Source organism: Vibrio sp. K4 (assembly GCF_051122595.1).
GTDB classification, from domain to species: Bacteria; Pseudomonadota; Gammaproteobacteria; order Enterobacterales; family Vibrionaceae; genus Vibrio; species Vibrio owensii.
In genome coordinates this window covers 3,811,342-3,833,884 of record NZ_CP178577.1, presented here as the reverse complement: position 1 = coordinate 3,833,884, position 22,543 = coordinate 3,811,342, and the positions used below count along the sequence as shown (strand labels likewise).

24 protein-coding genes are annotated in these 22,543 nt (G+C 45.6%); 4 read left to right on the top strand and 20 right to left on the bottom strand.

From position 1 onward, the window contains the following. Positions 1 to 392: 392 nt before the first annotated feature. The 7 genes from ACLIIY_RS17410 to dusA all read right to left on the bottom strand — a co-directional run bounded on the left by ACLIIY_RS17410 (position 393) and on the right by dusA (position 7,398). Positions 393 to 1,172 (bottom strand): phosphoadenylyl-sulfate reductase, encoded by a 780-nt coding sequence (locus ACLIIY_RS17410; RefSeq protein ID WP_434527953.1) that lies wholly within the window; start codon positions 1,170 to 1,172, stop codon positions 393 to 395. Then, the gene (gene cysI, locus ACLIIY_RS17405; protein WP_434527952.1) at positions 1,165 to 2,901 is read right to left on the bottom strand and encodes an assimilatory sulfite reductase (NADPH) hemoprotein subunit; all 1,737 of its coding nucleotides are present in this window, start codon (positions 2,899 to 2,901) and stop codon (positions 1,165 to 1,167) included. The genes ACLIIY_RS17410 and cysI overlap by 8 nt, the downstream gene beginning before the upstream one ends. Further along, positions 2,901 to 4,775, bottom strand: a complete 1,875-nt coding sequence (locus tag ACLIIY_RS17400) for an assimilatory sulfite reductase (NADPH) flavoprotein subunit (protein WP_434527951.1) — start codon at positions 4,773 to 4,775, stop codon at positions 2,901 to 2,903. The genes cysI and ACLIIY_RS17400 overlap by 1 nt, the downstream gene beginning before the upstream one ends. 116 nt (positions 4,776 to 4,891) lie before the next feature. Next, entirely contained in the window at positions 4,892 to 5,122 is a 231-nt protein-coding gene (locus tag ACLIIY_RS17395; RefSeq protein WP_005438465.1) for a hypothetical protein, read from the bottom strand. A 150-nt stretch (positions 5,123 to 5,272) separates the two neighbouring features. Further along, positions 5,273 to 5,938, bottom strand: a complete 666-nt coding sequence (locus ACLIIY_RS17390) for a TIGR04219 family outer membrane beta-barrel protein (RefSeq protein WP_005438464.1) — start codon at positions 5,936 to 5,938, stop codon at positions 5,273 to 5,275. Positions 5,939 to 6,038: 100 nt separating this feature from the next. Next, positions 6,039 to 6,254, bottom strand: coding sequence for an envelope stress response protein PspG (pspG, locus tag ACLIIY_RS17385; protein ID WP_005438463.1), 216 nt, complete (start codon positions 6,252 to 6,254; stop codon positions 6,039 to 6,041). A 163-nt stretch (positions 6,255 to 6,417) separates the two neighbouring features. After that, positions 6,418 to 7,398, bottom strand: a complete 981-nt coding sequence (gene dusA / locus ACLIIY_RS17380) for a tRNA dihydrouridine(20/20a) synthase DusA (protein WP_033005811.1) — start codon at positions 7,396 to 7,398, stop codon at positions 6,418 to 6,420. Positions 7,399 to 7,683: 285 nt separating this feature from the next. Here dusA and zur point away from each other — a divergent pair, with 285 nt between their 5' ends. Next, entirely contained in the window at positions 7,684 to 8,148 is a 465-nt protein-coding gene (gene zur, locus ACLIIY_RS17375; RefSeq protein ID WP_005438461.1) for a zinc uptake transcriptional repressor Zur, read from the top strand. A 9-nt stretch (positions 8,149 to 8,157) separates the two neighbouring features. Then, complete coding sequence (locus ACLIIY_RS17370; protein WP_005381269.1) at positions 8,158 to 8,619, top strand: chemotaxis protein CheX; 462 nt, start codon at positions 8,158 to 8,160, stop codon at positions 8,617 to 8,619. A 100-nt stretch (positions 8,620 to 8,719) separates the two neighbouring features. On the opposite strand, the gene pgi is transcribed toward ACLIIY_RS17370, so the two are convergent. After that, positions 8,720 to 10,372 (bottom strand): glucose-6-phosphate isomerase, encoded by a 1,653-nt coding sequence (pgi, locus tag ACLIIY_RS17365; RefSeq protein ID WP_045411993.1) that lies wholly within the window; start codon positions 10,370 to 10,372, stop codon positions 8,720 to 8,722. Positions 10,373 to 10,678: 306 nt separating this feature from the next. Between pgi and ACLIIY_RS17360 the strand changes: the two genes are divergently transcribed. Beyond that, positions 10,679 to 11,098 carry a secondary thiamine-phosphate synthase enzyme YjbQ gene (locus ACLIIY_RS17360; RefSeq protein ID WP_005438458.1) on the top strand — a complete coding sequence of 140 codons (420 nt, stop codon included), beginning with the start codon at positions 10,679 to 10,681 and terminating at the stop codon, positions 11,096 to 11,098. A gap of 53 nt (positions 11,099 to 11,151) precedes the next feature. Here the strand turns inward: ACLIIY_RS17360 and ACLIIY_RS17355 are convergent, their stop codons facing one another. From ACLIIY_RS17355 to ACLIIY_RS17345, 3 genes are read right to left on the bottom strand one after another with little or no spacing between them, the layout of a single operon-like run. Then, positions 11,152 to 12,348, bottom strand: coding sequence for a BamA/TamA family outer membrane protein (locus ACLIIY_RS17355; RefSeq protein WP_009705528.1), 1,197 nt, complete (start codon positions 12,346 to 12,348; stop codon positions 11,152 to 11,154). 3 nt (positions 12,349 to 12,351) lie between these two features. After that, positions 12,352 to 13,428, bottom strand: a complete 1,077-nt coding sequence (gene alr, locus ACLIIY_RS17350; protein WP_086027735.1) for an alanine racemase — start codon at positions 13,426 to 13,428, stop codon at positions 12,352 to 12,354. 13 nt (positions 13,429 to 13,441) lie between these two features. Next, the gene (locus ACLIIY_RS17345; protein WP_020196769.1) at positions 13,442 to 14,842 is read right to left on the bottom strand and encodes a replicative DNA helicase; all 1,401 of its coding nucleotides are present in this window, start codon (positions 14,840 to 14,842) and stop codon (positions 13,442 to 13,444) included. Between the two features lie 319 nt (positions 14,843 to 15,161). On the opposite strand from ACLIIY_RS17345, the gene ACLIIY_RS17340 reads away from it, so the two are divergent. After that, entirely contained in the window at positions 15,162 to 15,926 is a 765-nt protein-coding gene (locus ACLIIY_RS17340) for a DUF481 domain-containing protein (protein ID WP_418090328.1), read from the top strand. 78 nt (positions 15,927 to 16,004) lie between these two features. Here the strand turns inward: ACLIIY_RS17340 and rplI are convergent, their stop codons facing one another. The 9 genes from rplI to aroK all read right to left on the bottom strand — a co-directional run bounded on the left by rplI (position 16,005) and on the right by aroK (position 22,543). Further along, complete coding sequence (rplI, locus tag ACLIIY_RS17335) at positions 16,005 to 16,457, bottom strand: 50S ribosomal protein L9 (protein WP_005438451.1); 453 nt, start codon at positions 16,455 to 16,457, stop codon at positions 16,005 to 16,007. Positions 16,458 to 16,490: 33 nt separating this feature from the next. Next, on the bottom strand, positions 16,491 to 16,718 hold the full coding sequence (gene rpsR, locus ACLIIY_RS17330; protein WP_000090472.1) for a 30S ribosomal protein S18: 228 nt from the start codon (positions 16,716 to 16,718) through the stop codon (positions 16,491 to 16,493). A gap of 16 nt (positions 16,719 to 16,734) precedes the next feature. Beyond that, a complete protein-coding gene (gene priB, locus ACLIIY_RS17325) occupies positions 16,735 to 17,037 on the bottom strand; it encodes a primosomal replication protein N (RefSeq protein ID WP_005438449.1) in 303 nt (100 codons plus the stop codon). Positions 17,038 to 17,045: 8 nt separating this feature from the next. Beyond that, positions 17,046 to 17,435 (bottom strand): 30S ribosomal protein S6, encoded by a 390-nt coding sequence (rpsF, locus tag ACLIIY_RS17320; RefSeq protein ID WP_005438446.1) that lies wholly within the window; start codon positions 17,433 to 17,435, stop codon positions 17,046 to 17,048. Positions 17,436 to 17,664: 229 nt separating this feature from the next. Continuing rightward, positions 17,665 to 18,336: a ribulose-phosphate 3-epimerase gene (gene rpe / locus ACLIIY_RS17315; RefSeq protein WP_005438444.1), complete on the bottom strand. Its 672-nt coding sequence runs from the start codon at positions 18,334 to 18,336 to the stop codon at positions 17,665 to 17,667. 100 nt (positions 18,337 to 18,436) lie between these two features. Beyond that, on the bottom strand, positions 18,437 to 19,276 hold the full coding sequence (locus ACLIIY_RS17310) for a Dam family site-specific DNA-(adenine-N6)-methyltransferase (RefSeq protein ID WP_005438442.1): 840 nt from the start codon (positions 19,274 to 19,276) through the stop codon (positions 18,437 to 18,439). Between the two features lie 69 nt (positions 19,277 to 19,345). Then, a complete protein-coding gene (locus tag ACLIIY_RS17305) occupies positions 19,346 to 20,839 on the bottom strand; it encodes an SPOR domain-containing protein (protein WP_434527950.1) in 1,494 nt (497 codons plus the stop codon). Positions 20,840 to 20,892: 53 nt separating this feature from the next. Next, a complete protein-coding gene (aroB, locus tag ACLIIY_RS17300; RefSeq protein ID WP_005438436.1) occupies positions 20,893 to 21,993 on the bottom strand; it encodes a 3-dehydroquinate synthase in 1,101 nt (366 codons plus the stop codon). Positions 21,994 to 22,024: 31 nt separating this feature from the next. Continuing rightward, positions 22,025 to 22,543 (bottom strand): shikimate kinase AroK, encoded by a 519-nt coding sequence (aroK, locus tag ACLIIY_RS17295; RefSeq protein WP_005438434.1) that lies wholly within the window; start codon positions 22,541 to 22,543, stop codon positions 22,025 to 22,027.

Here is a 22,543-nt window from a genome sequence, read left to right as displayed (position 1 = left end):
ACTCTTCTTTGTGACTCACATCACTTCGGAAGAGGCGGCCATTCTAGCGAGATAATTTCCTGTGTCAAACACTTTTTCAAATTATTTCGTTTTTCTTTCTGACCTTGTCGACTTCGCTTTGAAGCCTTGTGAGCTCTGCCCTGTCGACAAGGAGGCATTATAGAGATCGCGCTCACATTGGCAAGCGTTATTTTGCAAAAATTGCAAAAACAATGGTTAAGCGACGACTTTTCGATCAAAGCCTTATTTATCCAACTTTACCCATAGATAGCGAACAACTTATCCACAGAGTTATCCTTTTTACCCTTATTTTTAGCCTCCATAAACAAAGAAAGCTGCTTTGCAGCAGCTTTCTTTGCTAGACCTGAACACGGCTTTTACGGGCTTAACAACTAAATGCCAGAACCATCTTGTTCATTATCGTCATCTTCATGTAATCCACATTCACGTTTTAAGCCGAAGAAGCGCGTTTCTTCTTCTGACATTCCCGGTTCCCACTTTCTCGTTGTATGCGTATCGCCTACTGAGAGGTAACCTTGCTCCCACAACGGGTGATAACTCAAGCCATGTTCTTCTAAGTAGTAGTGGACATCTTTATTCGTCCAGTCGATCACTGGTAAGAATTTAAATACGCCATTTTGGATTGATAAGATTGGTAGACCAGCACGAGACTGACTTTGCTCTCGACGCAGCCCTGAGAACCAAGTTCCAACGTTTTGCTCTCGCAGAGCTCGTCGCATTGGTTCAACCTTATTTATCTTGTTGTACTTTTCAATTCCCTCGACGCCTTGTTCCCAAAGTTTTCCGTAACGCGCTTCTTGCCAATGGGCACTTTCTTTTGCTCGGTACACTTTAAGGTTGAGGTTCAGTTGCGCTTTCAGCTGGTCGATAAATTGATAAGTCTCTGCAAATAGATAACCTGTGTCCGTTAGGATGATAGGGATATCAGGTTTTTGTTGGGTCACAAGATGGAGCATCACTGCAGCTTGGATACCGAAACTGGATGAGACAGCGAACTCCCCTTCCAAATTATCCAATGCCCACTTTACTCTCTCTTGTGCCGAAAGCTGTTCGAGCTCGACATTGATTTGAGCAAGACGGAGGATTTGCTCCGTCTTAGTTAATGTCAGTAACTCTGCTAGCTCCAGTTTGGACGCTACAGAATCAAGCATGGAAGTCCCTCTTTGATACTAACACTTCTTGGATAATGCCAGCTCGAATCGTGAAGTCACCAAATGCTTCGCCTTCTTCACGTTCAGCAGCCCAACGAGCCACCAGCTGATCAATCTCTTCTAAGATTTGCTTATCCGTAATGTTCTCTTTATACATCTTCGGTACTCGAGTACCACCGCGGTTACCACCTAGGTGTAAGTTGTATCGACCTGGTGCTTTACCAACTAAGCCGATTTCTGCCAGCATTGCTCGACCACAACCATTTGGACACCCTGTTACTCGTAGAATGATATTGTCTTCTTCAGGTAAACCATGCTTTTCTAGAATACCTTCTACATCGGTTACGAACTGAGGTAGAAAACGCTCTGCTTCTGCCATTGCTAATGGACATGTTGGAAACGCCACACACGCCATCGAGCTCTTACGTTGTTCACTTACGCCGTCATCCATCAAACCATGTTCACGAGCAATCTTCTCGATCTTCGCTTTTTGGCTTTTTGGTACACCAGCAACAATCAGGTTTTGGTTTGCTGTCATGCGGAAATCGCCTTTATGGATTTTGGCAATTTCAGCAACACCCGTCTTAAGTGGTTTACCTGGGAAATCTAATAGACGGCCGTTTTCGATGAAGAGTGCTAGGTGATGCTTACCATCAATACCTTCAACCCAACCGATACGGTCACCACGTTCCGTGAATTCGTAAGGGCGACTTTGCTCAAATTTAACACCGGCACGTTTTTCTACTTCCGCTTTAAACACATCACTACCGACACGATCTAATGTGTATTTGGTTTTTGCATTCTTACGGTTAGAACGGTTACCCCAATCACGTTGAGTTGTTACTACAGCAGCGGCAACATCAAGTGTTTTCTCTAGTGGGATAAAACCAAAGTCATCCGCTCTACGTGGATAAGTTGACGTATCGCCATGCGTCATCGCTAGACCACCACCAACAAGCACGTTAAAACCAACCAGCTTGCCATTATCTGCAATCGCTACGAAGTTAAGATCGTTAGCGTGTACATCTACGTCATTTTGCGGTGGAATAACCACTGTGGTTTTAAACTTACGTGGTAGATAGTTCTTACCCAGAATCGGTTCGTCTTCTTCCGTGCTTTCTACTTTTTCACCGTCCAACCAAATCTCTGCATAAGCACGTGTCTTCGGTAGTAGATGCTCGCTGATCTTCTTCGCCCATTCGTAAGCTTCTTGGTGTAGCTCCGACTCCACTGGATTAGTGGTACACAACACGTTACGGTTAACGTCACCCGCAGTTGCAATCGAGTCAATACCAATGCTGTTTAACGTTTGGTGCATCAACTTGATATTTGGTTTTAGCACGCCATGGAACTGGAACGTTTGACGAGTAGTAAGACGAATACTTCCATATAAAGAGTGCTCGGTTGCAAACTTGTCGATCGCTAGCCATTGCTTTGGTGTAATGATGCCACCCGGCATACGTGCACGAAGCATGACGTTGTGCAGCGGCTCCAACTTTTGTTTAGCACGCTCGTTACGGATATCGCGGTCATCTTGCTGGTACATTCCGTGAAAACGAATCAATTGGAAGTTGTCTGCAGTAAAGCCACCAGTAATACGGTCTTGCAGATCTTGTTCAATCGTTCCACGCAGTAAATTACTTTCTCTTTTAAGGCGCTCATTATCCGAGAGTGGACCAAGCACCTCACCTAATACTTCTTGGCTGTTTGATTGTTGATTCGCGCTCATTAGTACACATCCCTTTGGTAACGTTTCGCTTTACGTAGATCGTTGATAAATGCTTCGGCTTCTTCACGAGATAGCTTGCCTTGTTGCTCGGCTACAAATACCAGCGCATCGTGAACATCTTTTGCCATACGAGTGGCATCACCACATACATAGATGTAGGCACCATCTTGAATCCATTGCCACACTTGTTCAGCGTTTTCTAGGATGCGATGTTGAACATAAACCTTCTCTGCTTGGTCGCGACTAAACGCAACATCAAGGCGAGTCAGCAAACCTGACTTGAGGTACTTCTGCCATTCAACTTGGTAAAGGAAATCTTGAGTAAAGGTACGGTCACCAAAGAACAACCAGTTCTTACCTTCCGCGTCACGGTTATCACGCTCTTGAATAAAGCTACGGAAAGGCGCAATACCAGTACCAGGACCAACCATGATGATTGGTGTGTTGTCATCTTGTGGCAGTTTGAAGTTATTGTTGTGCTCAACAAACACTTTCACTTCACCACCTTCTTCTAGACGTTGAGCGAGGAAACTCGATGCTCCGCCATAGCGTTTTTCATCACCTTTGTCGTATTCAACCAAGCCTACGGTTAGATGAACTTCTTCATCTACTTCCGTTTGACTCGAAGCGATAGAATATAGACGAGGTGTCAATCGACGAAGTAAACCAACCAACTCTTCTGCACTTAGCTTGGTCTTCTTCTCTGCAAGCACGTCTACAACTTGGGTATTTGCAGTGTATTCACGAAGCTTGTCTTTATCTTCCACTAGCTTTTGCAGTTTCTTACTACCAGATAGCTCTGCGAATTTAGTGACAAACTGAGGGTTTGATGCGGTGATTTCGTACTTGCTAACCAATGCACTATGAATAGAAAGGCTTTCGCCATCCACTTCAACACTTTCTACACCGGATAGACCAGCCTTAGCTAAGATCGCGTTGGCTAATTCTGAACTATTATCGAACCACACTCCTAAAGCATCGCCGGCTTGATAAGTTAAACCTGATTCTTCAAGGTCAATCTCTACGTGGCGAACATCTTTGCCCGAATCGCGACCTGTGATTTTTTGGCTTGTCAGTAACGTTGCGGTATATGGATTTTGCTTGTTATAAGCAGAATGTCCTGGAGCTGCTTGACCAACAGGTAGTTGAACAACTTCTGCTTCGTTACCTGAAGAAAGGGCTTCTTTTACTTGTTCAAGTGCTTGCTTACGCCATTCAGCCGCCGGCGCTTCATAATCCACATCACAATCAATGCGATCGATGAAGGCAGTTGCGCCTAACTTAGCCAAGTAAGTATCGAAGTCTTTGCCCGTTTGGCAGAAGAACTCATAACTAGAATCGCCCAGTGCAATCACGGCGTACTGTAGATTTGGTAACTTGGGTGCTTTTTTAGATTGAAGGAACTCATGCAATTCAATGGCATTATCTGGCGCTTCGCCTTCACCATTGGTCGACGCCACGATGATCACGTGAGTCTCTTTTGCTAAGTTCTTGCCTTTGTAATCGCTAGCATCAAACAGCTCTACAGCAATGCCTTCTGCTTTGGCTTCTTGCTCTAGTGCTTCAGCAACGCCTTTCGCATTACCGGTTTGAGAAGCAAAAATGATACTTAACTTGCCTGCTGGTTTTGCAGCAACAGAAGCAGCCGCCTGTGCGATAGGCGTTGCAGCCGCTGCACTTGGTTGGTTTTGAGAGAGTCCCCAGAAGTAACCGCTGACCCATGCAAGTTGCTGTGAAGACAACTCTGAGACAGTTTGCTGGAGTGAGTTAAATTGCTGGTCATTAAGCGGGCTTGCGATTGGTGGATTGCCACCTTGCCCATTATTATCTTCCGACACTTTCTTGTGAGAATATTCATTCTGTTGAAAAGACATTGTCACGACATCCCTATTCATTGCGTGACGATAGATTAACCACTCTCTCTAATAACAAGAAAGAATAGAAGAGAATGTTTTATAACTTTTTGGAAGTAAGCAAGTCGCGCTAAGACTTACCGATCTTCAATACGAACCTGCTGAAAGCCGACGGCCATTGCCGATTTGGATGCCGTATCGAGATCATCATAATGGCACTCTTCCCCGTGACTGTCCGTTAGACAGACAAACCCGCCGCGTGCATGGCGAAACTCAACAACCCACCCGCCTTCTTGAATTGAAGGTTCGATGATGGCTTCTACTAGCTGGTTGTCACGAAATAGATGTCGTAATTCATTTATTGTCATCGCAATCCCTGCTCCAACTTTTATACATTGCTCCTAGATAAGCATGGTCGAAGTCTGATACTTGGGCGAGAAATTCGATTTAATATAATGAAGTGATATAAAAAAACGCCGCTTATAAAGCGACGTTGTAAGAGATTCAGAGAAATGTGTTTAGAAGGAGTACTGAGCGCCAACGAAGAAACCGTCCGCAAAAATGAACTCTTTACCTAGGCTCGATAGAAACTCTTCTGACTCCAAGTCGATCACTCGGTAACCACCACGGAATGTTAATTCAGACTCTTGGAAAGGAATGCGGTACTGAACACCAGCCATTAGGTCAGTACTCTTAATGCCCTTGTTATCACCAAAGTTCATCTCACCAATCACATCAAAGTTTGTATTTGGCACGGTGATTTCTGCATAGCCATACCAAGCCCAAATCAGCTCATCAAAATCTTCTGTACGAGCATTGGTACCTGCGTCTACGTATTTTGTGTCACTCAAATTACTAAAGGTCAGACCCGCATCAAAGTGCATTAAGTCGTGTTCAAGAATTTGGTAGTAAAGAGTGAGGTCTAGTTTGTCGAAACCCATGTAATCGGCATCAACGCTTGAGTAACGAAGACGCGCGTTTGGTACGTATTTTACGTCATGTTCAATCGCTGCGTAGAAAGTACCCGTTGTATCGCTATCTCTTCTTACTTCATTCACTTTGGTATCCGCAACCCAAACTTCTGCACCAACCGTGGTTGTGAAAGAAGACTCTTGTTCTGCAAAACAAGGGTAAGATGCTGCCAACGATAGTGTCGCTAAAGCGATGGTCGCTTTATATGTCATGTAATTTTTACTCCGAGATAGCTGATTTCAACATTAAGGGGCATGTGAGAAATACTAACATACTCTCACAGCCCACCATCAACTAAATCTCTACAATCCGTTACTTATAACGAGGCTGAGCGACGAAGTTTTTAAAAAACCATATGCCTAATGCAATCACTATTAGCCAAGGCAATAGTTTTAGCACAGCTCCAACCATGCCCAATAAGAACATCACCACCAATGCAATGCCAGTCGCAGCAAATACAGTCACCATCGTAATACCGGTCACGAGCAAAGTTGCCGCAAATACTAAAATAAAGATCAGCTCCAACATAATCACTTCTCCTTTGTTTTAGTTTTACTAGAGCAGATTCTGTACCAACTTATTAAAAAAAGAATAAAACCATGATTTATAAGCAAAAATAAAGCCAGAGACATTTCTGCACTCTGGCTTTTCCATTTGTAAGTTGGTGATTTTCACCAACCACTGGTGAAATTTACACGTTCAATTCTTTTGGAATCTTCGCCAGTGCATCTTGCAGCACTTCTAGACCAGAACCCGGTTTGTGCGCGTTTTCACTGATGTGACGACGCCATTGACGAGCACCCGGCATGTTTTGGAACAGACCCAGCATATGACGTGAGATATGGCCAAGGTAAGCACCTTTTGCCAATTGCGCTTCAATGTACGGGTACATCTCTTCAACGATTTCGCTGCGCTTTTTCACTGGAGCATTTGAACCAAACAACTCTTGGTCCACAGATGCTAGCAAGTAAGGGCTTTGGTAAGCTTCACGACCGATCATCACGCCATCTAGGTGTTGTAGATGATCTTTCGCTTCTTCCAATGATTTCACACCACCGTTAATCGCAATCGTTAAGTGTGAGAAATCTTTCTTCAGTTGGTAAGCGCGTGGATAATCCAATGGTGGGATCTCACGGTTCTCTTTCGGGCTTAAACCACTTAACCATGCTTTACGTGCGTGGATGGTGAACTGCTCACAACCACCTTTCTCAGAAACGATAGATACGAAATCCGTTAGGAACTCGTAAGAATCCTGGTCATCAATACCGATACGAGTTTTTACCGTAACAGGAATATCAACCACGTCTTTCATCGCCGCAACACAGTCCGCAACCAACTGTGGCTCTGCCATTAGGCATGCACCAAAGCGACCGTTTTGAACGCGATCAGATGGACAACCTACGTTTAGGTTGATTTCATCATAGCCACGCTCTTGAGCGAGTTTGGCACACGTAGCCAAATCCGCTGCGTTTGAACCGCCAAGCTGAAGGGCTAACGGATGCTCTTCTTCGTTATAAGCAAGGAAATCCCCTTTTCCATGAATGATCGCGCCTGTGGTCACCATTTCGGTGTACAGCAGGGTTTCTTTGGTCATTAAGCGATGGAAGTAGCGACAATGACGATCTGTCCAATCCAACATTGGTGCTACAGAGAGCCTGCAAGAATGAGTCATGATATAAACACCCGTTTTTACGTTGCCAAGGTAGAGCGCGAAGGTGCGCTCAAAAAATTAAGTCGGGTATTGTATACCCACTGTGCAGTGGATGCGAGCCTTGTGAATTCAATCACTGATAAGCACATTTCGGCATTGGTGTCTCGTTCTGTGATATCTGTTGCGCGCTCTAAGGAGCACTGGCTTGCTTTAATTCATGATTTTCGGTCTGATAGTGGGTAAAATGGAGTCTTTCTAAACGAACTTCGTATAGAAATGGTTTATCATAAAGCACGTCCGATAGTTATGGTGAAAGATTTGGACCCAACAATCCTTGAACAAATTGAACAAATCTGCGCTGAGCGCGGAGTAAGATTGACGCCGCAACGCCGACGCGTTTTTGAGCTTATTTGTTCTAATCGCCGCGCCTCAAGTGCGTATGAGCTATTGGAGCAATTGAAAGAGAGTGAGCCTCAGGCTAAACCACCGACGGTATACCGAGCATTAGATTTTCTTCTAGAACAAGGCTTTATTCATCGAGTGGAATCAAACAACAGCTTTATCACTTGCTGTTCGTTCAACACTCAACAGCACTTTTTCCAACTGCTAATTTGCGATAAATGTGGCGATGTCGTTGAACTTGAAGACGAGACGCTGATATCCTTATTAGCCAATAACGCCGAGAAACATGGATTCAAACTGACGAATCAAGTTATCGAAACCCATGGCGAGTGCCAGGCATGTTCCTCGGAGACGAAAGAAGAAAGATAGAAGAACGTTATGCGCGCTGAATTTGTAAACCCGTTTTTAGCTTCGTTAATGAATGTGCTAAAAACCATGGCTTCGCTTGAATTGAAGCCACAAAAACCGCGAATCAAGAAAGATGAGATCGCACGAGGTGACGTTTCTGGCCTTATCGGTATGGTTGGTCCACAAACTCGTGGTTCAATGTCGATTACCTTTGATGAAGCGTTAGCACTAGAAATCATGCAGAACATGCTTGGTGAACGTCCAAATGGACTGAACGAAGAAGTGACGGACATGGTTGGTGAGATCACGAACATGGTGACAGGCGGTGCGAAGCGCATTCTAGCGGAAAGTGGATTTGATTTTGATATGGCAACACCGGTTGTGGTATCAGGTCGAGGTCACACCATTCGCCACAAGTGTGAAGGCTCAATCATCATCATGCCTTTCTCTTCACAGTGGGGAAATGCCTTCATCGAGATTTGCTTCGAATAATAGAGAAGAAATAGGTTGGTCAATGCCAACCTATTTTGTTTCTGCCTCAGGCAATAAAAAAGGTCAGCGTTTGCTGACCTTTTCTTTTTCTATTCAAACATTAGGCTTTGAACGCTTTAAATGCATTGATTAGACCATTTGTCGAGCTGTCGTGAGAGCTGATTTCTGACTCATCTGCTAGCTCAGGTAGGATTTGGTTTGCTAGTTGTTTACCTAGCTCAACACCCCATTGGTCGAAGCTGAAGATGTTCCAGATAACGCCTTGAACGAAGATTTTGTGCTCGTACATTGCGATCAGGTTACCTAGCGTGCGAGGTGTGATTTGCTTAACTAGGATAGAGTTCGTTGGGCGGTTACCTTCAAATACTTTGAACGGTACTAGAGACGCCATTTCTTCTTCGCTCTTACCTGCTTTCGCAAATTCTGCCTTCACAGTTTCTGCTGACTTACCAAATGCCAATGCTTCTGTTTGTGCAAAGAAGTTAGACATCAGTTTTTGGTGGTGGTCGCTTGCTGGGTTGTGGCTGATTGCAGGTGCAATGAAGTCACATGGGATCAGTTTAGTGCCTTGGTGAATCAGCTGGTAAAACGCGTGCTGACCGTTAGTACCTGGTTCACCCCAGATGATAGGACCAGTTTGGTAAGTCACTGCGTTACCTTCACGGTCTACGTACTTACCGTTAGATTCCATGTTACCTTGCTGGAAGTACGCCGCGAAACGGTGCATGTACTGGTCGTAAGGTAGGATTGCTTCAGACTCAGCGCCGTGGAAGTTGTTGTACCAAATACCAATCAGAGCAAGAATCACAGGGATGTTGCTTTCTAGATCTGTCGATACGAAGTGGTTATCCATCTCGTGAGCACCGTCTAGAAGCTCGATAAAGTTGTCGTAACCTACAGACAATGCAATTGAAAGACCGATTGCTGACCATAGTGAGTAACGACCACCAACCCAGTCCCAGAACTCAAACATGTTGTCTGTGTCGATACCAAACTCAGATACTGCAGGAGCGTTAGTAGAAAGCGCTGCGAAGTGCTTAGCAACGTGTGCTTGATCGCCAGCAGTTTCTAGGAACCAATCACGAGCAGAGTGCGCGTTTGTCATGGTTTCTTGAGTCGTGAACGTCTTAGACGCGATCAAGAATAGTGTTGTCTCTGGATCTACTTTCTTCAGCGTCTCAACGATGTGAGTACCATCAACGTTAGAAACGAAGTGCAGGTTTAGGTGGTTTTTGTATGGTGCTAGTGCTTCAGTCACCATGTAAGGACCAAGGTCAGAACCGCCGATACCGATGTTTACGATATCTGTGATTGCTTTACCTGTGTAACCTTTCCACTCACCGCCAATTACGCGATCAGTGAATGATTTGATTTTCTCAAGAACTGCGTTTACCGCAGGCATTACGTCTTCGCCGCCAACCAATACTGGCTTGTTAGAACGGTTACGCAGTGCAGTGTGAAGAACAGCGCGATCTTCTGTTTTGTTGATCGCTTCACCACTGAACATCGCTTCAATTGCTGACTTAAGCTCAGTCTCGTTAGCAAGAGCGAAAAGGTGCTTCAGAGTGTCCTCGTTGATTAGGTTCTTTGAGTAATCGACTAGGATGTCTGAGCCGAAGCGTGCTGAGTATTTGTCGAAACGCGCTGCGTCTTGAGCAAATAGCTCTTTCAGATCCATATCTTGTGCAGATTCGAAATGCGCAGTTAGCGCTTTCCAAGCTTGTGTTTGCGTTGGATTGATATTTTTCAACATGGTCTTTATCCCGATGTTACAGTAGGTTCCATTCCTTACAGTCTAGCGAAAACTGCGGAATCCCCGATTTAGCAAATAGAATATAAATAAGATGTTAGGGCGAATTGCCACAAAACAAGTCTTTGTAATTTTTTTTCAGCCATCAATTATGACGGAGTGCCTTTACACTCACATTGAGTTAGGTCACGTTCCCTGTTTCGAATTTAAACAATTCATTTATGATGCTGAGAATCATATCATTTCGTAATGACAGGCTCTAATTGGATTAGGATAGACGCCAAATCAAATTTTTCCAAAGGAACGCATATGTGGGCACAAAAAACACTGCAATTAAAAGCGCGTCAGCGTGGTTTCCATCTGGTCACTGATGAAATTGAACAACAATTACCACAAATCCAATCGCTTTCAGTAGGTTTGTTACATTTGTTTATTCAACATACGTCCGCTAGCCTGACCTTAAATGAAAACGCAGACCCAACAGTACGTATGGACATGGAAGCCCACTTTAATAAGTTTGTGCCTGAACGAGCGCCTTACTACCAGCACACTTATGAAGGCGATGATGATATGCCAGCCCATATTAAAGCGTCTTTACTTGGCAGTAGTGTGACGATTCCTATCCAAAACGGTCAGTTAGCTTTGGGAACATGGCAGGGTATTTACTTAGGTGAGCACCGAGATTACGGTGGAAGTCGACGCATTATCGCCACCATCAACGGCGAATAAATCAGATAAAACAAAGGCTAACTCACAAAGTTAGCTTTTGTTTTTATATCGATTTAGAACGGTTGGTTGATCATGACTCGGAAGGTGCCTTCATCTGCACCTTTGGCCATTTCAGCACGAACTACAATCCCTTCAACTTGGAAGCGCACTGCACCACCCACGTTCCACTTCATGTCTTCATGCAGAGTTTTTAAGTCGTAGTCGTCTGCTACTCGCCCTACTTCAACAAACGCGACCCATTGCCACCAAGGCAGATCGTAGTAGTTGATAAGAGGAATATCATCGAGCGGCTGCCAGTCTGGTAATACCCGGTATTCTGCAGAATAGTGAATCGCACTGCGGCCGTGGTAACGACCCGCGGTATAACCACGTAGACGATACAAACCACCTAAGCGAACTTGCTCTTGCTCTGGTGGACGAGCGCACATTAAACCATCGCATTTGTTCCATGTCGGTGTATCCGCCGTGTAGAAATCAAACGCGAGCACTTGCTGATCGAACCAATCACCAAGTGGACCCAACGAGTAGTACTGACTGTTTTGGAATTCCCACTTCAGCCATAAGTCTTCCGACTGCAAACTTTCTGCACCCGTGGTTAAATCAAACGACGTATGAGAACCTCGCGTGGTATTGCGCACGCTGTCGCGGTTGTCCCAGTCAAATGTCAGGCTAAACCCGGTCGCCTCTTCTTTCTTATCGTTGTAGATATCCAACTCACGAGAAGAATAGAAGGGAGTGAAGATAATTGAACTGACACCAGAATCGACTGGAGAAGCAAAACTCACATCTCTCACGGGTTGGAATGCACCAAGCAGTCCGTGTTCACGAACATTACCCCAAGGAAGCAGGTACTTGAACTCCAGTTTGTAGTTCTCTTCGTCGCCGTTGGTTACAGTCTTATCTTCCGTTGAAGAGTTATTCGAACCTTGGTCACCTAAGTAATAAGGGTTGTCGTTAAAGCGCGCTTGATACATCTGCGTGCTAAACAAAAGGTTTGGCGACAAAGCGTAGTTAAAAGCAGAAAGGAAACCGACGTAACTGTCTTTTTCAGAATATAAACCCATACCAAACAGAGCAGCTTGGGGTTGGCCAACACCTTTAGCAACGCCCGCTAAACCTATGGTACTGCCCATGGTCTCCGTACTGAAATAGAAAGGGACGAACGCTGAATCTTTCTCTTTGGCAATCAACTGCGGAGATAAAAAAAGGCTGGCAGAAAATGCCAGCACAGAGAATAGTCTTGTCTTCATGAGTTACTTCGAATATTCCATTTCGACACGAGAAGTTAACTTGGTCACCAGTTCATAAGCAATGGTACCTATGTGGCTAGCTACCTCTTCTACTGGTAAATCTTTACCCCATAGAATGGCTTCATCGCTTACTTTATCCGTTGCATCAGGACCTAAATCAACCGTCAGCATATCCATAGAAACGCGACCCGCGATTGGTACCTTGCGCCCATTAACAAACACTGGCGTGCCGTTTGGCGCTGTACGTGGATAACCATCGCCGTAACCAACAGCAATCACGCCTACTTTAGTGTCGCGTTCACTTGTCCACATACCGCCATAGCCAACACTTTCGCCCTTCTTCACTTCACGAACGGCGATCAAGTGTGACTTCAGTGTCATCACTGGTTTGTAACCCATGTCTTGCGCAGTTTTATCATCAAATGGTGATACGCCATACATGATGATACCAGGACGAACCCAGTCTAACTGGCTTTGCGGCCAAGCAAGCAGACCTGCTGATGCCGCTAGAGAGCGCTCACCCTGACAGCCAGCCGTTAGCGACATAAATAAATCGATTTGCTCTGTGGTAATGCTGTTATCCAGCTCATCAGCGCAACCAAAGTGGCTCATGTAACGCAGAGGTTTCGCCACATTCGGGCACTCTTTAAGACGTGTAATGAATTCATCGTACTGCTCTGGACGCACGCCAAGTCGATGCATACCGCTGTCGATCTTAAGCCAAACTACAACTGGCGTTTCGAGATCCGCTTGTTCTAATGCTGCGAGTTGCTCTTCACAATGAACAACGGTTTGAATGTTATTGGTCACCAATACTGGCAAATCGCCAGGTGAGTAAAAACCTTCTAGTAAAAGAATCGGCTTTACCACGCCACAAGCGCGTAGCTGAAGTGCTTCCTCAATGCGAGCAACGCCAAAGGCATCAGCATGCGTAGCGTGTTTAGCTACATGACGAAGACCATGACCGTAGCCATTTGCCTTCACCACCGCCATCACTTTACTTTCTGGCGCCTGTTCTTTTACGCGTTGTAAATTGTGCTGCAGTGCTGACAAGTCAATACATGCCATCGCAGCTTTCATGTAGCTCATTGCATTACTCATCATCGATATCAAATGCAGGGCCCGCGTAGTTATCGAAACGCGAGTGTTGACCTTGGAAGGTTAAGCGAACCGAACCGATAGGGCCGTTACGTTGCTTACCAAGAATAATCTCTGCCGTGCCTTTGTATGGGCTATCTGGGTTGTAAACCTCGTCACGGTAAATAAACATGATCAAGTCGGCATCCTGCTCGATAGAGCCCGATTCACGCAAGTCCGAGTTAACTGGGCGCTTATCGGCACGTTGCTCTAGGGAACGGTTTAGCTGCGATAGTGCTACCACAGGAACGTTCAACTCTTTCGCCAGAGCTTTCAGAGAGCGCGAAATTTCCGCAATCTCCAAGGTACGGTTATCAGAGAGAGCAGGAACACGCATTAGCTGAAGGTAGTCGACCATGATCATCGACAGACCACCGTGTTCACGCGCCACACGACGAGCACGGGAACGTACTTCGGTTGGCGTTAGACCTGAACTATCATCGATGTACATGTTTTTCTTCTGCATTAGGATACCCATGGTAGAAGAAATACGCGCCCAATCTTCATCATCAAGCTGACCAGTACGGATCTTGGTTTGGTCAACGCGAGATAGGGACGCAAGCATACGCATCATCAACTGTTCGGCAGGCATCTCTAGCGAGAAGATAAGTACCGGTTTGTCTTGGTCCATCGCCGCGTTTTCACACAAGTTCATCGCAAAAGTGGTTTTACCCATCGATGGACGTGCCGCCACGATAACCAAGTCAGAACCTTGTAGACCTGCCGTTTTTTTGTTGAGGTCGTTGAAGCCAGTGTTCACACCTGTCACACCATCTTGAGGTGTTTTGTATAGCATCTCGATACGCTCTAACGTTTTCTCGAGAATGTTATCGACGTTTTGTGGACCTTCGTTTTCGCTAGTACGAGATTCTGCAATGGCGAAAACTTTACTCTCCGCCATATCAATTAAGTCTTCTGAGCTTCGACCTTGTGGATCATAACCAGCGTCCGCAATTTCATTTGCTACACCGATCAGGCCGCGCACAATTGCACGCTCCGCTACGATGTCCGCGTAAGCGTTGATGTTCGCTGCACTTGGTGTGTTTTTCGCAAGATCCGCAAGGTACGCAAAGCCACCCACGTCTTCCAATTGTTCGTGACGCTCAAGGTGCTCAGACAAGGTGATCAAGTCGAGAGGCTTACCCTGTTCAAGAATAGTTTTAACGCCTTCGAAAATGAGACGATGAGGACGGCTATAGAAATCACTGCTCACAACACGCTCAGCGACCGTGTCCCAACGTTCATTGTCCAGTAAGAGACCACCAATTACTGATTGCTCGGCTTCTAGCGAGTGAGGTGGTACTTTGATTGCGTCGACCTGACTGTCTGAAGGTTTGCGATTTCTGTTTTCCGCCATGACTTTGCTCGATAACTACTAATGACCCGAGATTATAACCTTAAACTTAGCCAAGATGCTTCCCTGAAGCGACAATTACTTGTTAAGAATTCAACAAGTGAATGGCTAAGAATTCGCTTTTTATGGTGCGAAATTACTCGATTGCGGTAGAATCTCCCCAATTCATGCTGAAACAGACAGTTAATTAAGTTTGATGCGCAAATGAGAACGCCCACCACGCTTCTCCGGCTTAGGTCTAATAAAAATTAACCTATCATTGACCCAATAAAACATCTGTATCAGTATCATGCCCCTCCTTTTTATTACGTTCGAGGTATTTGTGTCCCGATACTGGTTACTTGGCTTTAGCTTGCTTTGCACGGGAGCATCGTACGCTGAAGAATCAGTACAGCCAGAGCAAGAAATTGAAGTGCCCGACCCTCTGCAAACTGAGGTCGAGTTCGGCTATCAAGCTCACACAGGTAACACGGACTCTCGTTCCCTGAATGCTCGTCTGAGTGCTGAATACACTTCTGGTCGCCACCGCTCTAGCGGCGAATGGAAGTACTACAACCTTTATAAAGATGGGGAGGAAGACAAGCGCTCTTCCACCTACAGCGCGCAAAGCGACTATAAGTTAGGTCCAAAAACCTACTTGTATGGCAGCTTTAAAGGGGTTGATTCACGCTACAGTGCTTACTTTAAAGATTACACCCTTTCTGGCGGTCTAGGTTACCAGTTCGCATATACAGAAAAGTTTACTTTGGAAGCGGAGATCGGCCCTGGTTTTCGTTACCAAGAGCCAAATTTAGATGAAATTGACGATGATGACATCATCTTTCCAGACATAGTTCAGGAAGGGATCTTGCGTGGTAACATCAATACCACTTGGCAAGCTTTAGATAACTTAAGTCTCTCTGCCGATATCACTTTAGTAGCAGGTAAAAGCAACACTCGTGTTGATAGTGATCTGAGTGTGACCAACGACATTACCGAAGACATTGCTCTTAAATTAGCGCACTCTCGCCAATATCACGATAAAGTGCCAGAGGGCTTGAGCAAGGCGGATAGTGTGTTTTCCGTCAACCTTCTGTTTGCCTTCTAAGGCTCGCTTTTCATATTATTCAGACATAAAAAAAGCACCTCCTAAGAGGTGCTTTTTACTATTTCGCTTGGTGCTGAATTACTCAGCAGCAACAACTTGTACGTTCACAGTAGCGAAAACTTCTGAGTGAAGTTGAACGCTGATCTCGAACTCACCAGTGTTACGTAGAGCACCTTCAGGAAGGCGAACTTCGCTCTTAGCAACTTCAACGCCTGCAGCTGTGATAGCGTCAGCGATGTCACGAGTACCGATAGAACCGAATAGTTTACCTTCGTCACCAGCTTTAGAAGCGATAACAACTGCTTCTAGAGCGTTAACTTTCTCAGCACGTGCTTCAGCAGCTGTTAGTTGCTCAGCAACTTTAGCTTCTAGTTCAGCGCGACGAGCTTCGAACATTTCAACGTTGCCTTTAGTTGCCATAACTGCTTTACCTTGAGGGATAAGGAAGTTACGAGCGTAGCCAGACTTAACGTTTACTGTATCGCCAAGACCACCTAGGTTACCGATTTTATCAAGTAGAATAACTTGCATTGTTTAATCCTCTTTCTTAATAAAACGAACCGATTACTGATGCTTGTCAGTGTACGGTAGTAGAGCTAGGTAGCGAGAACGCTTGATAGCGCGAGCTAGTTGACGCTGGTACTTAGCGCTTGTACCAGTGATACGGCTAGGTACGATTTTACCAGCTTCAGTGATGTAGTTTTTAAGAGTTGCTACGTCTTTGTAATCAATCTCTTGTACGCCTTCTGCAGTGAAACGGCAGAATTTACGACGACGGAAGAAACGAGCCATGGGCTATCTCCTGATCTTAAATTTGAGTAATGTTGTCGGCGTGTAACACTAATTTCCCAACGCCATTTCGGCCGGTCTGATAAGCGACAAAACCGCCTACCTTAATGTTACTGCCTTGTACTAAATTCTGAGTTAATGCTTGTGACCCAAGCCCACTAACTACTACCGGCATTCGACAATAAACTTGTCGTGGTAGATTAGCTTCGATAACAGTAGAGCGATGCTCTAGCCAAAATCGACAGTGTTCAATGCCACCAGGGCTTTTACTACGAATGGGCGGCTTGGCAATGGTGCCACTCAGCTCCATTCGATTGGTCATAAGAAATATTACTCAGCAGCTGCTTCTGGCTTAGCTTCAGCACGCTCTTCGCGACGAGGAGCACGCTCTGCACGCTCTTCTTTCTGCTTAAGCATGATAGATTGCTCAGTGATAGCCGCTTTAGTACGCATGATCATGTTACGTAGAACTGCATCGTTGAAACGGAAAGCAGTTTCTAGTTCGTCGATCACTTCTTGGCCAGCTTCAACGTTCATTAGAACGTAGTGAGCTTTGTGAAGCTTGTTGATTGGGTAAGCCAGTTGACGACGGCCCCAGTCTTCTAGACGGTGGATTTTACCGCCAGCTTCAGTGATTGAACCAGTGTAACGCTCGATCATGCCAGCAACTTGCTCGCTTTGATCAGGGTGCACCATGAATACGATTTCGTAATGACGCATTGGTTGCTCCTTACGGATTATTAGCTTCCACGATTGGCTCGGTCGTCCAGAGGAAGCAAGGAACTAAAGAAAAATGACCGAGAATTAAGGAAGACGGATAGTACAGAAAGGAAGCAAAATAGGCAAGTGATTATTTACGTCGCGCTGGCGATATTTTCTTCGCTCTGGTCCTAGATATGACAAAGGCTGCCAACAAAGTGGCAGCCTTTTAAGATTAGGGCTTCAACGCTTATTTTGCTTTTGCTAGCTCGTCACGCATTTGGTCGATCACTTGCTTGTAATCTGGGTGACCGAAAATCGCTGAACCCGCTACAAACATGTCTGCACCCGCTTCTGCGATTTCACGAATATTATCCACTTTCACACCACCATCAATCTCTAGGCGGATGTCACGGCCAGACTCGTCGATCATCTTACGTACCGCGCGCAGTTTATCTAGCGTGTGAGGGATAAATGATTGACCACCGAAGCCAGGGTTAACTGACATTAGAAGAATTAGGTCAACTTTGTCCATGATGAATTCAAGGTGCGACAACGGCGTTGCAGGGTTAAGTACCACACCCGCCTTACAGCCGTGCTCTTTAATCAACTGTAGTGTACGGTCAACGTGTTCTGATGCTTCCACATGGAAAGTAATCATCGATGCACCCGCTTTCGCGAAGTCAGGGATGATGCGGTCTACAGGTTTCACCATTAGGTGAACATCGATTGGAGCGGTAATGCCGTAGTCACGAAGCGCTTTACAGATTGGCGCACCAAAAGTCAGGTTTGGTACGTAGTGGTTATCCATCACATCGAAATGCACCACATCCGCACCCGCTGCGAGTACTTTTTCTACGTCTTCACCTAGACGAGCAAAATCAGCCGATAAAATGGATGGAGCAATAAGAAAATCTTTCATACCTGACCTCAATAGTGGCGAGCAAACAACAAACAATGTTGCGCGCAATTCTACCGAAGCCAGTCAGGATATCCACTACTTAGAGACAATAGTGTGAGAATTATGAGTCTGAATTATCCATGTCGGAAGCACGGAAGAGAGCAAGCAGTTCATCGACTTTATTGCGCCCGCTACCATTACGACTGATGGTTCGCTTCACTTTGACCACATTCAATTCCGCCCCGTGATATAGACGACGCGTTAATGTGGTGTCGTGATTTGAAATCAGAACAGGAATGCCGCGTTCGGTCGCCGCTTTCTCCGCGATGTCAGCCAGTGCCGCTTGGTCATCAAGCGTGAAGCCGTTACCTGCGTAAGAAGTAAAGTTAGCCGTATTCGACAATGGTGCGTACGGAGGATCACAATAGACCACACTTCCCTTGCGCGCTCGACGGAAAGTCTCTGGGTAGCCTTCACATACGAAGGTCGCCTTCTTCGCTTTTTCAGCAAAGAATTCCAATTCAGCTTCTGGGAAGTAAGGCTTTTTATATGAACCAAACGGCACGTTGAAACCGCCCTTCTTGTTATAACGACACAAGCCATTAAAACCGAAACGGTTCATATATAAGAACGCCAATGAGCGGTACATCACGTCGTCAGTTTTATTAAACTCAGCGCGAATGCTCAAATAAGCTTCTTTGCGGTTATTCTCTGCAACAAACCAACGCTTCGCTTCGGAGATGTAATCCTCAGGGCGCTCTTTCAGTAGGTTGTAGAGATTAATCAGGTCGGGGTTGATGTCCGCCAGCAAGTAGTGGTCATAGTCGGTATTAAGAAATACCGAGCCAGCACCAACAAAAGGTTCAACTAGCTTTCGAGCCGGTGGCAAATGACGTTGGATGTCTTCAACCAGACCGTATTTTCCTCCTGCCCACTTAAGAAAGGCTCGTTGCTTTTTCATCTACTGCTCTATCTATCGACCAAAAATTAAGGCTGCGGAATGTAACATATTTTTCAACGAAGCTCAGGATTATTTCACGCGATCAATTTCACGATGTACCTGACCCAAGGATTTTGCCCAAGGACTCACCGATTTAAGCGCATCTGGCAGGCTCTCTACCGCGTCTCGAGCGAGCTGGATAGTCGGGTAATCTTGATAGGTGATGATGTACCATTCTGTTCCACTGCGCACGGTCGGGTAAATTCTTACTTTTCCGTTCAGGTCGTACTCGTCAAGGAAGGTTTGCACATCTTCCATTGCCGTCATCGCCCCTAATTGCAATGTATAAGCGCGTGGTGATAACGCTTTTAGCTCTTCACGAGCAAAAGAGAACTTCACGATAGGCTTCGTTGAATTTGCTTGTGTTGCCTTAGGTTGTTCGCCTGTTTGCACGACGTTAATCAATGAAGAGTTCGAACTGCTCTGTGCTTGAGGCACTGATTCTTCCACAACTTGTTTGATTTCATCGGTATTGGCTTCTTCAGGTTTACCTTCAAGTAAGGCGTCCACCACATCCGACTCAATCACAACACGCTGCTGTTTATCTTCAGTACCAACACTTGCAACTTCCTCTGTCACGGCCGGCGGCAATGAATCTGAATCGTCCGTTGCACCAGCAAGCTCTGTCGTATCTGACGCGTCACTGATTGCGGAATCTGCGCCGCTGGTTTGAACTTCGGGCTCGGTTAGGGTTGGAATGGCAGTTTGCTCAATCGTACCTGTGATTTGCAGTGCTTTGTCGTCTGGGCTTGGCTGATTGTACATCCACCAATAACCACCAGCGGCCAACAATAGCAGCACCAAAACAACCAACGCGATATTAAGGGGTGAGCCTACAATTGAGCGGATAATGATCCTTTTTTCCACTTTCATCTCTCCTAACGCCATGATGTCTCCCGGAATCGGGTCGACTTTCTTAAATGCATCTCGAACGCGTTTTTCAGACTCATCGTCAACATATCGAATCACCAAAGATTCAAAGAAACGACGCGCTTCGACTTCTGACAACATCTCAATATCAAGCTCAACCGGCTTGAACTCTTGCCCGTAACTAATACGCGACAATACCGATTCCAAACGTCCACTTTGAGTGAACAGTAAGATGTTGATTTTCCATTTTGGATTCGCTTGTGCAGCTAGCACTAGCATCCATAATTCTGAAACTAGGGTTTCACTCAGCAAATGAGCGTCATCAACCACAATGGCGATGTCACACACTTCATCACCCAAGATACGCTCTAAGCTATCAAGCAATGTATCTTGTTGATTGAATAAGGCATCGGAAACTATCTGGCTCAAGATGAGCATACGACGTTGCACATCATCTTGATTGGAATGACAAAGTAACAAACATTGGTTTTTGTTACTGGCACCGAGCTCAAGGTATCGCTGTGCCATCCAAGATTTTCCATATCCGGATTGACCATTCACGGCGATCAAATTAGAACCAAAGTTGGTTAATAAGCTTAACCTGTCTAGTAACTCGGTTTGTGAATCCAATTCAAGAACGTGAGCAAAACTCATCTAAATAACCTTAATAAACTACAAGAATGACGCCCTAAGGCGCCATTACAAGGTTAAATGTCACGACCAAAGTCGATAGCTTGTTTGATGATATCTTGCGGTGTATCCGCAATGACTTCAGCGCTACCAATTCCGGTAGGCAATACTAAGCGCAGCTGACCAGATAAGACTTTCTTATCACGCATCATGTGCGTCATAAAGTCATCAAAACTCATCGACTCTGGCGTATGCACTGGCAGTTTAGCGCGGCGCATAATAGTAATAATGCGATCCAGCTGCTCTTGCGAAATCAATCCGCGTAAGTGCGAAGCTTTCGCCGCCATCACTGTGCCAGATGACACCGCTTCACCGTGAAGCCAATTGCCATAACCTAGCTCAGCCTCAATCGCATGACCGAAGGTATGACCCAGATTCAACAGCGCTCGTATGCCTGACTCTTTTTCATCAAGAGCCACAACTTCTGCTTTGATTTCACAGCAACGTGCGATGGCATAAGTCAGTGCTTCTTCATCCAGTGCGTACAGTCGGTCGAGGTTCTCTTCCAGCCAATCAAAGAAATCCGCATCGTAAATAATGCCGTATTTGATGACTTCGGCAATGCCCGCTGCGAACTCGCGCTCAGGAAGCGTTGATAAGCAGTTGGTATCAATGATAACGGCTTTAGGTTGGTAGAAAGCACCAATCATGTTTTTGCCTAGTGGGTGGTTAACTGCGGTTTTACCACCAACAGATGAATCCACTTGAGACAACAATGTGGTTGGGATCTGGATGAAATCCACACCACGTTGGTAACATGCAGACGCAAACCCAACGAGATCGCCAATAACACCGCCACCTAACGCAATAATCACTACATCACGTGCGTAGCTTCCTTCTAGCAGGAAGTTCATGACTTGATTAAACGTGTCTAGGCTTTTGTATTGCTCACCATCAGGCAATTCAAGTAATGAGGCATCACAACCGAGCTGTTCAAGCTGACCAAGAATTTTTTCCGCATACAGTGGAGCAACCGTGACATTACTGATCACGACAACTTTCTGATTTGCGTTTTTGTTTGAAAGAATTTGAGAAAGGTACGCCGGGTCTTCAAATAACCCGGCGCCAATTGAGATTGGGTAGCTACGCTCTGCTAGATTGACCGTAATCCGTTCCATCGGTGTGCTCCAATTTGAAAAAGATAAATGCTTATCTCTCTTCTAGCATTTTTACGATCTGGTTGGCTACCACTTTTGCACTCTGATCGTCAGTACGAACCGTGTAATCCGCTACTTCTTCGTATAGAGGGTTACGTTCGCCTGCCAAACTTTCCAATACTTCACGAGGGTTGTCAGTTTGAAGTAGAGGACGCTTCTTGTCGCGGTTAGTGCGAGCAAGTTGCTTTTCAATAGTCGTTTCTAGGTAAACAACAACACCACGTGCAGAAAGGCGATTGCGGTTTTCTTTGCTCTTCACAGAACCACCGCCGGTTGCTAGCACGATGCCTTGCTCTTGAGTCAGGTCTTCAAGCACTGCTTCTTCGCGTTTGCGGAAGCCGTCTTCACCTTCTACATCAAAAACCCAAGAGATGTCTGCACCAGTGCGTTCTTCAATCACTGTATCAGAGTCCACGAACTCCATATGCAGCTGCTGTGCTAGATGTCTACCAATTGTACTTTTGCCGGCGCCCATTGGGCCAACAAGGAAAATATTACGTTTCTCAGCCAT

What these genes read in the sequence shown, in the direction of transcription:
- aroK (WP_005438434.1), bottom strand. Translation starts at nt 22,543, where the DNA reads ATGGCTGAGAAACGTAATATTTTCCTTGTTGGCCCAATGGGCGCCGGC.
- ACLIIY_RS17310 (WP_005438442.1), bottom strand. Translation starts at nt 19,276, where the DNA reads ATGAAAAAGCAACGAGCCTTTCTTAAGTGGGCAGGAGGAAAATACGGT.
- pgi (WP_045411993.1), bottom strand. Translation starts at nt 10,372, where the DNA reads ATGTTGAAAAATATCAATCCAACGCAAACACAAGCTTGGAAAGCGCTA.
- ACLIIY_RS17355 (WP_009705528.1), bottom strand. Translation starts at nt 12,348, where the DNA reads ATGAAGACAAGACTATTCTCTGTGCTGGCATTTTCTGCCAGCCTTTTT.
- rplI (WP_005438451.1), bottom strand. Translation starts at nt 16,457, where the DNA reads ATGCAAGTTATTCTACTTGATAAAATCGGTAACCTAGGTGGTCTTGGC.
- cysI (WP_434527952.1), bottom strand. Translation starts at nt 2,901, where the DNA reads ATGAGCGCGAATCAACAATCAAACAGCCAAGAAGTATTAGGTGAGGTG.
- ACLIIY_RS17390 (WP_005438464.1), bottom strand. Translation starts at nt 5,938, where the DNA reads ATGACATATAAAGCGACCATCGCTTTAGCGACACTATCGTTGGCAGCA.
- ACLIIY_RS17395 (WP_005438465.1), bottom strand. Translation starts at nt 5,122, where the DNA reads ATGACAATAAATGAATTACGACATCTATTTCGTGACAACCAGCTAGTA.
- ACLIIY_RS17360 (WP_005438458.1), top strand. Translation starts at nt 10,679, where the DNA reads ATGTGGGCACAAAAAACACTGCAATTAAAAGCGCGTCAGCGTGGTTTC.
- priB (WP_005438449.1), bottom strand. Translation starts at nt 17,037, where the DNA reads ATGACCAATCGAATGGAGCTGAGTGGCACCATTGCCAAGCCGCCCATT.
- ACLIIY_RS17400 (WP_434527951.1), bottom strand. Translation starts at nt 4,775, where the DNA reads ATGTCTTTTCAACAGAATGAATATTCTCACAAGAAAGTGTCGGAAGAT.
- rpe (WP_005438444.1), bottom strand. Translation starts at nt 18,336, where the DNA reads ATGAAAGATTTTCTTATTGCTCCATCCATTTTATCGGCTGATTTTGCT.
- ACLIIY_RS17410 (WP_434527953.1), bottom strand. Translation starts at nt 1,172, where the DNA reads ATGCTTGATTCTGTAGCGTCCAAACTGGAGCTAGCAGAGTTACTGACA.
- ACLIIY_RS17370 (WP_005381269.1), top strand. Translation starts at nt 8,158, where the DNA reads ATGCGCGCTGAATTTGTAAACCCGTTTTTAGCTTCGTTAATGAATGTG.
- ACLIIY_RS17305 (WP_434527950.1), bottom strand. Translation starts at nt 20,839, where the DNA reads ATGAGTTTTGCTCACGTTCTTGAATTGGATTCACAAACCGAGTTACTA.
- rpsF (WP_005438446.1), bottom strand. Translation starts at nt 17,435, where the DNA reads ATGCGTCATTACGAAATCGTATTCATGGTGCACCCTGATCAAAGCGAG.
- pspG (WP_005438463.1), bottom strand. Translation starts at nt 6,254, where the DNA reads ATGTTGGAGCTGATCTTTATTTTAGTATTTGCGGCAACTTTGCTCGTG.
- alr (WP_086027735.1), bottom strand. Translation starts at nt 13,428, where the DNA reads ATGAAAGCTGCGATGGCATGTATTGACTTGTCAGCACTGCAGCACAAT.
- ACLIIY_RS17345 (WP_020196769.1), bottom strand. Translation starts at nt 14,842, where the DNA reads ATGGCGGAAAACAGAAATCGCAAACCTTCAGACAGTCAGGTCGACGCA.
- rpsR (WP_000090472.1), bottom strand. Translation starts at nt 16,718, where the DNA reads ATGGCTCGTTTCTTCCGTCGTCGTAAATTCTGCCGTTTCACTGCAGAA.
- zur (WP_005438461.1), top strand. Translation starts at nt 7,684, where the DNA reads ATGGTGAAAGATTTGGACCCAACAATCCTTGAACAAATTGAACAAATC.
- dusA (WP_033005811.1), bottom strand. Translation starts at nt 7,398, where the DNA reads ATGACTCATTCTTGCAGGCTCTCTGTAGCACCAATGTTGGATTGGACA.
- aroB (WP_005438436.1), bottom strand. Translation starts at nt 21,993, where the DNA reads ATGGAACGGATTACGGTCAATCTAGCAGAGCGTAGCTACCCAATCTCA.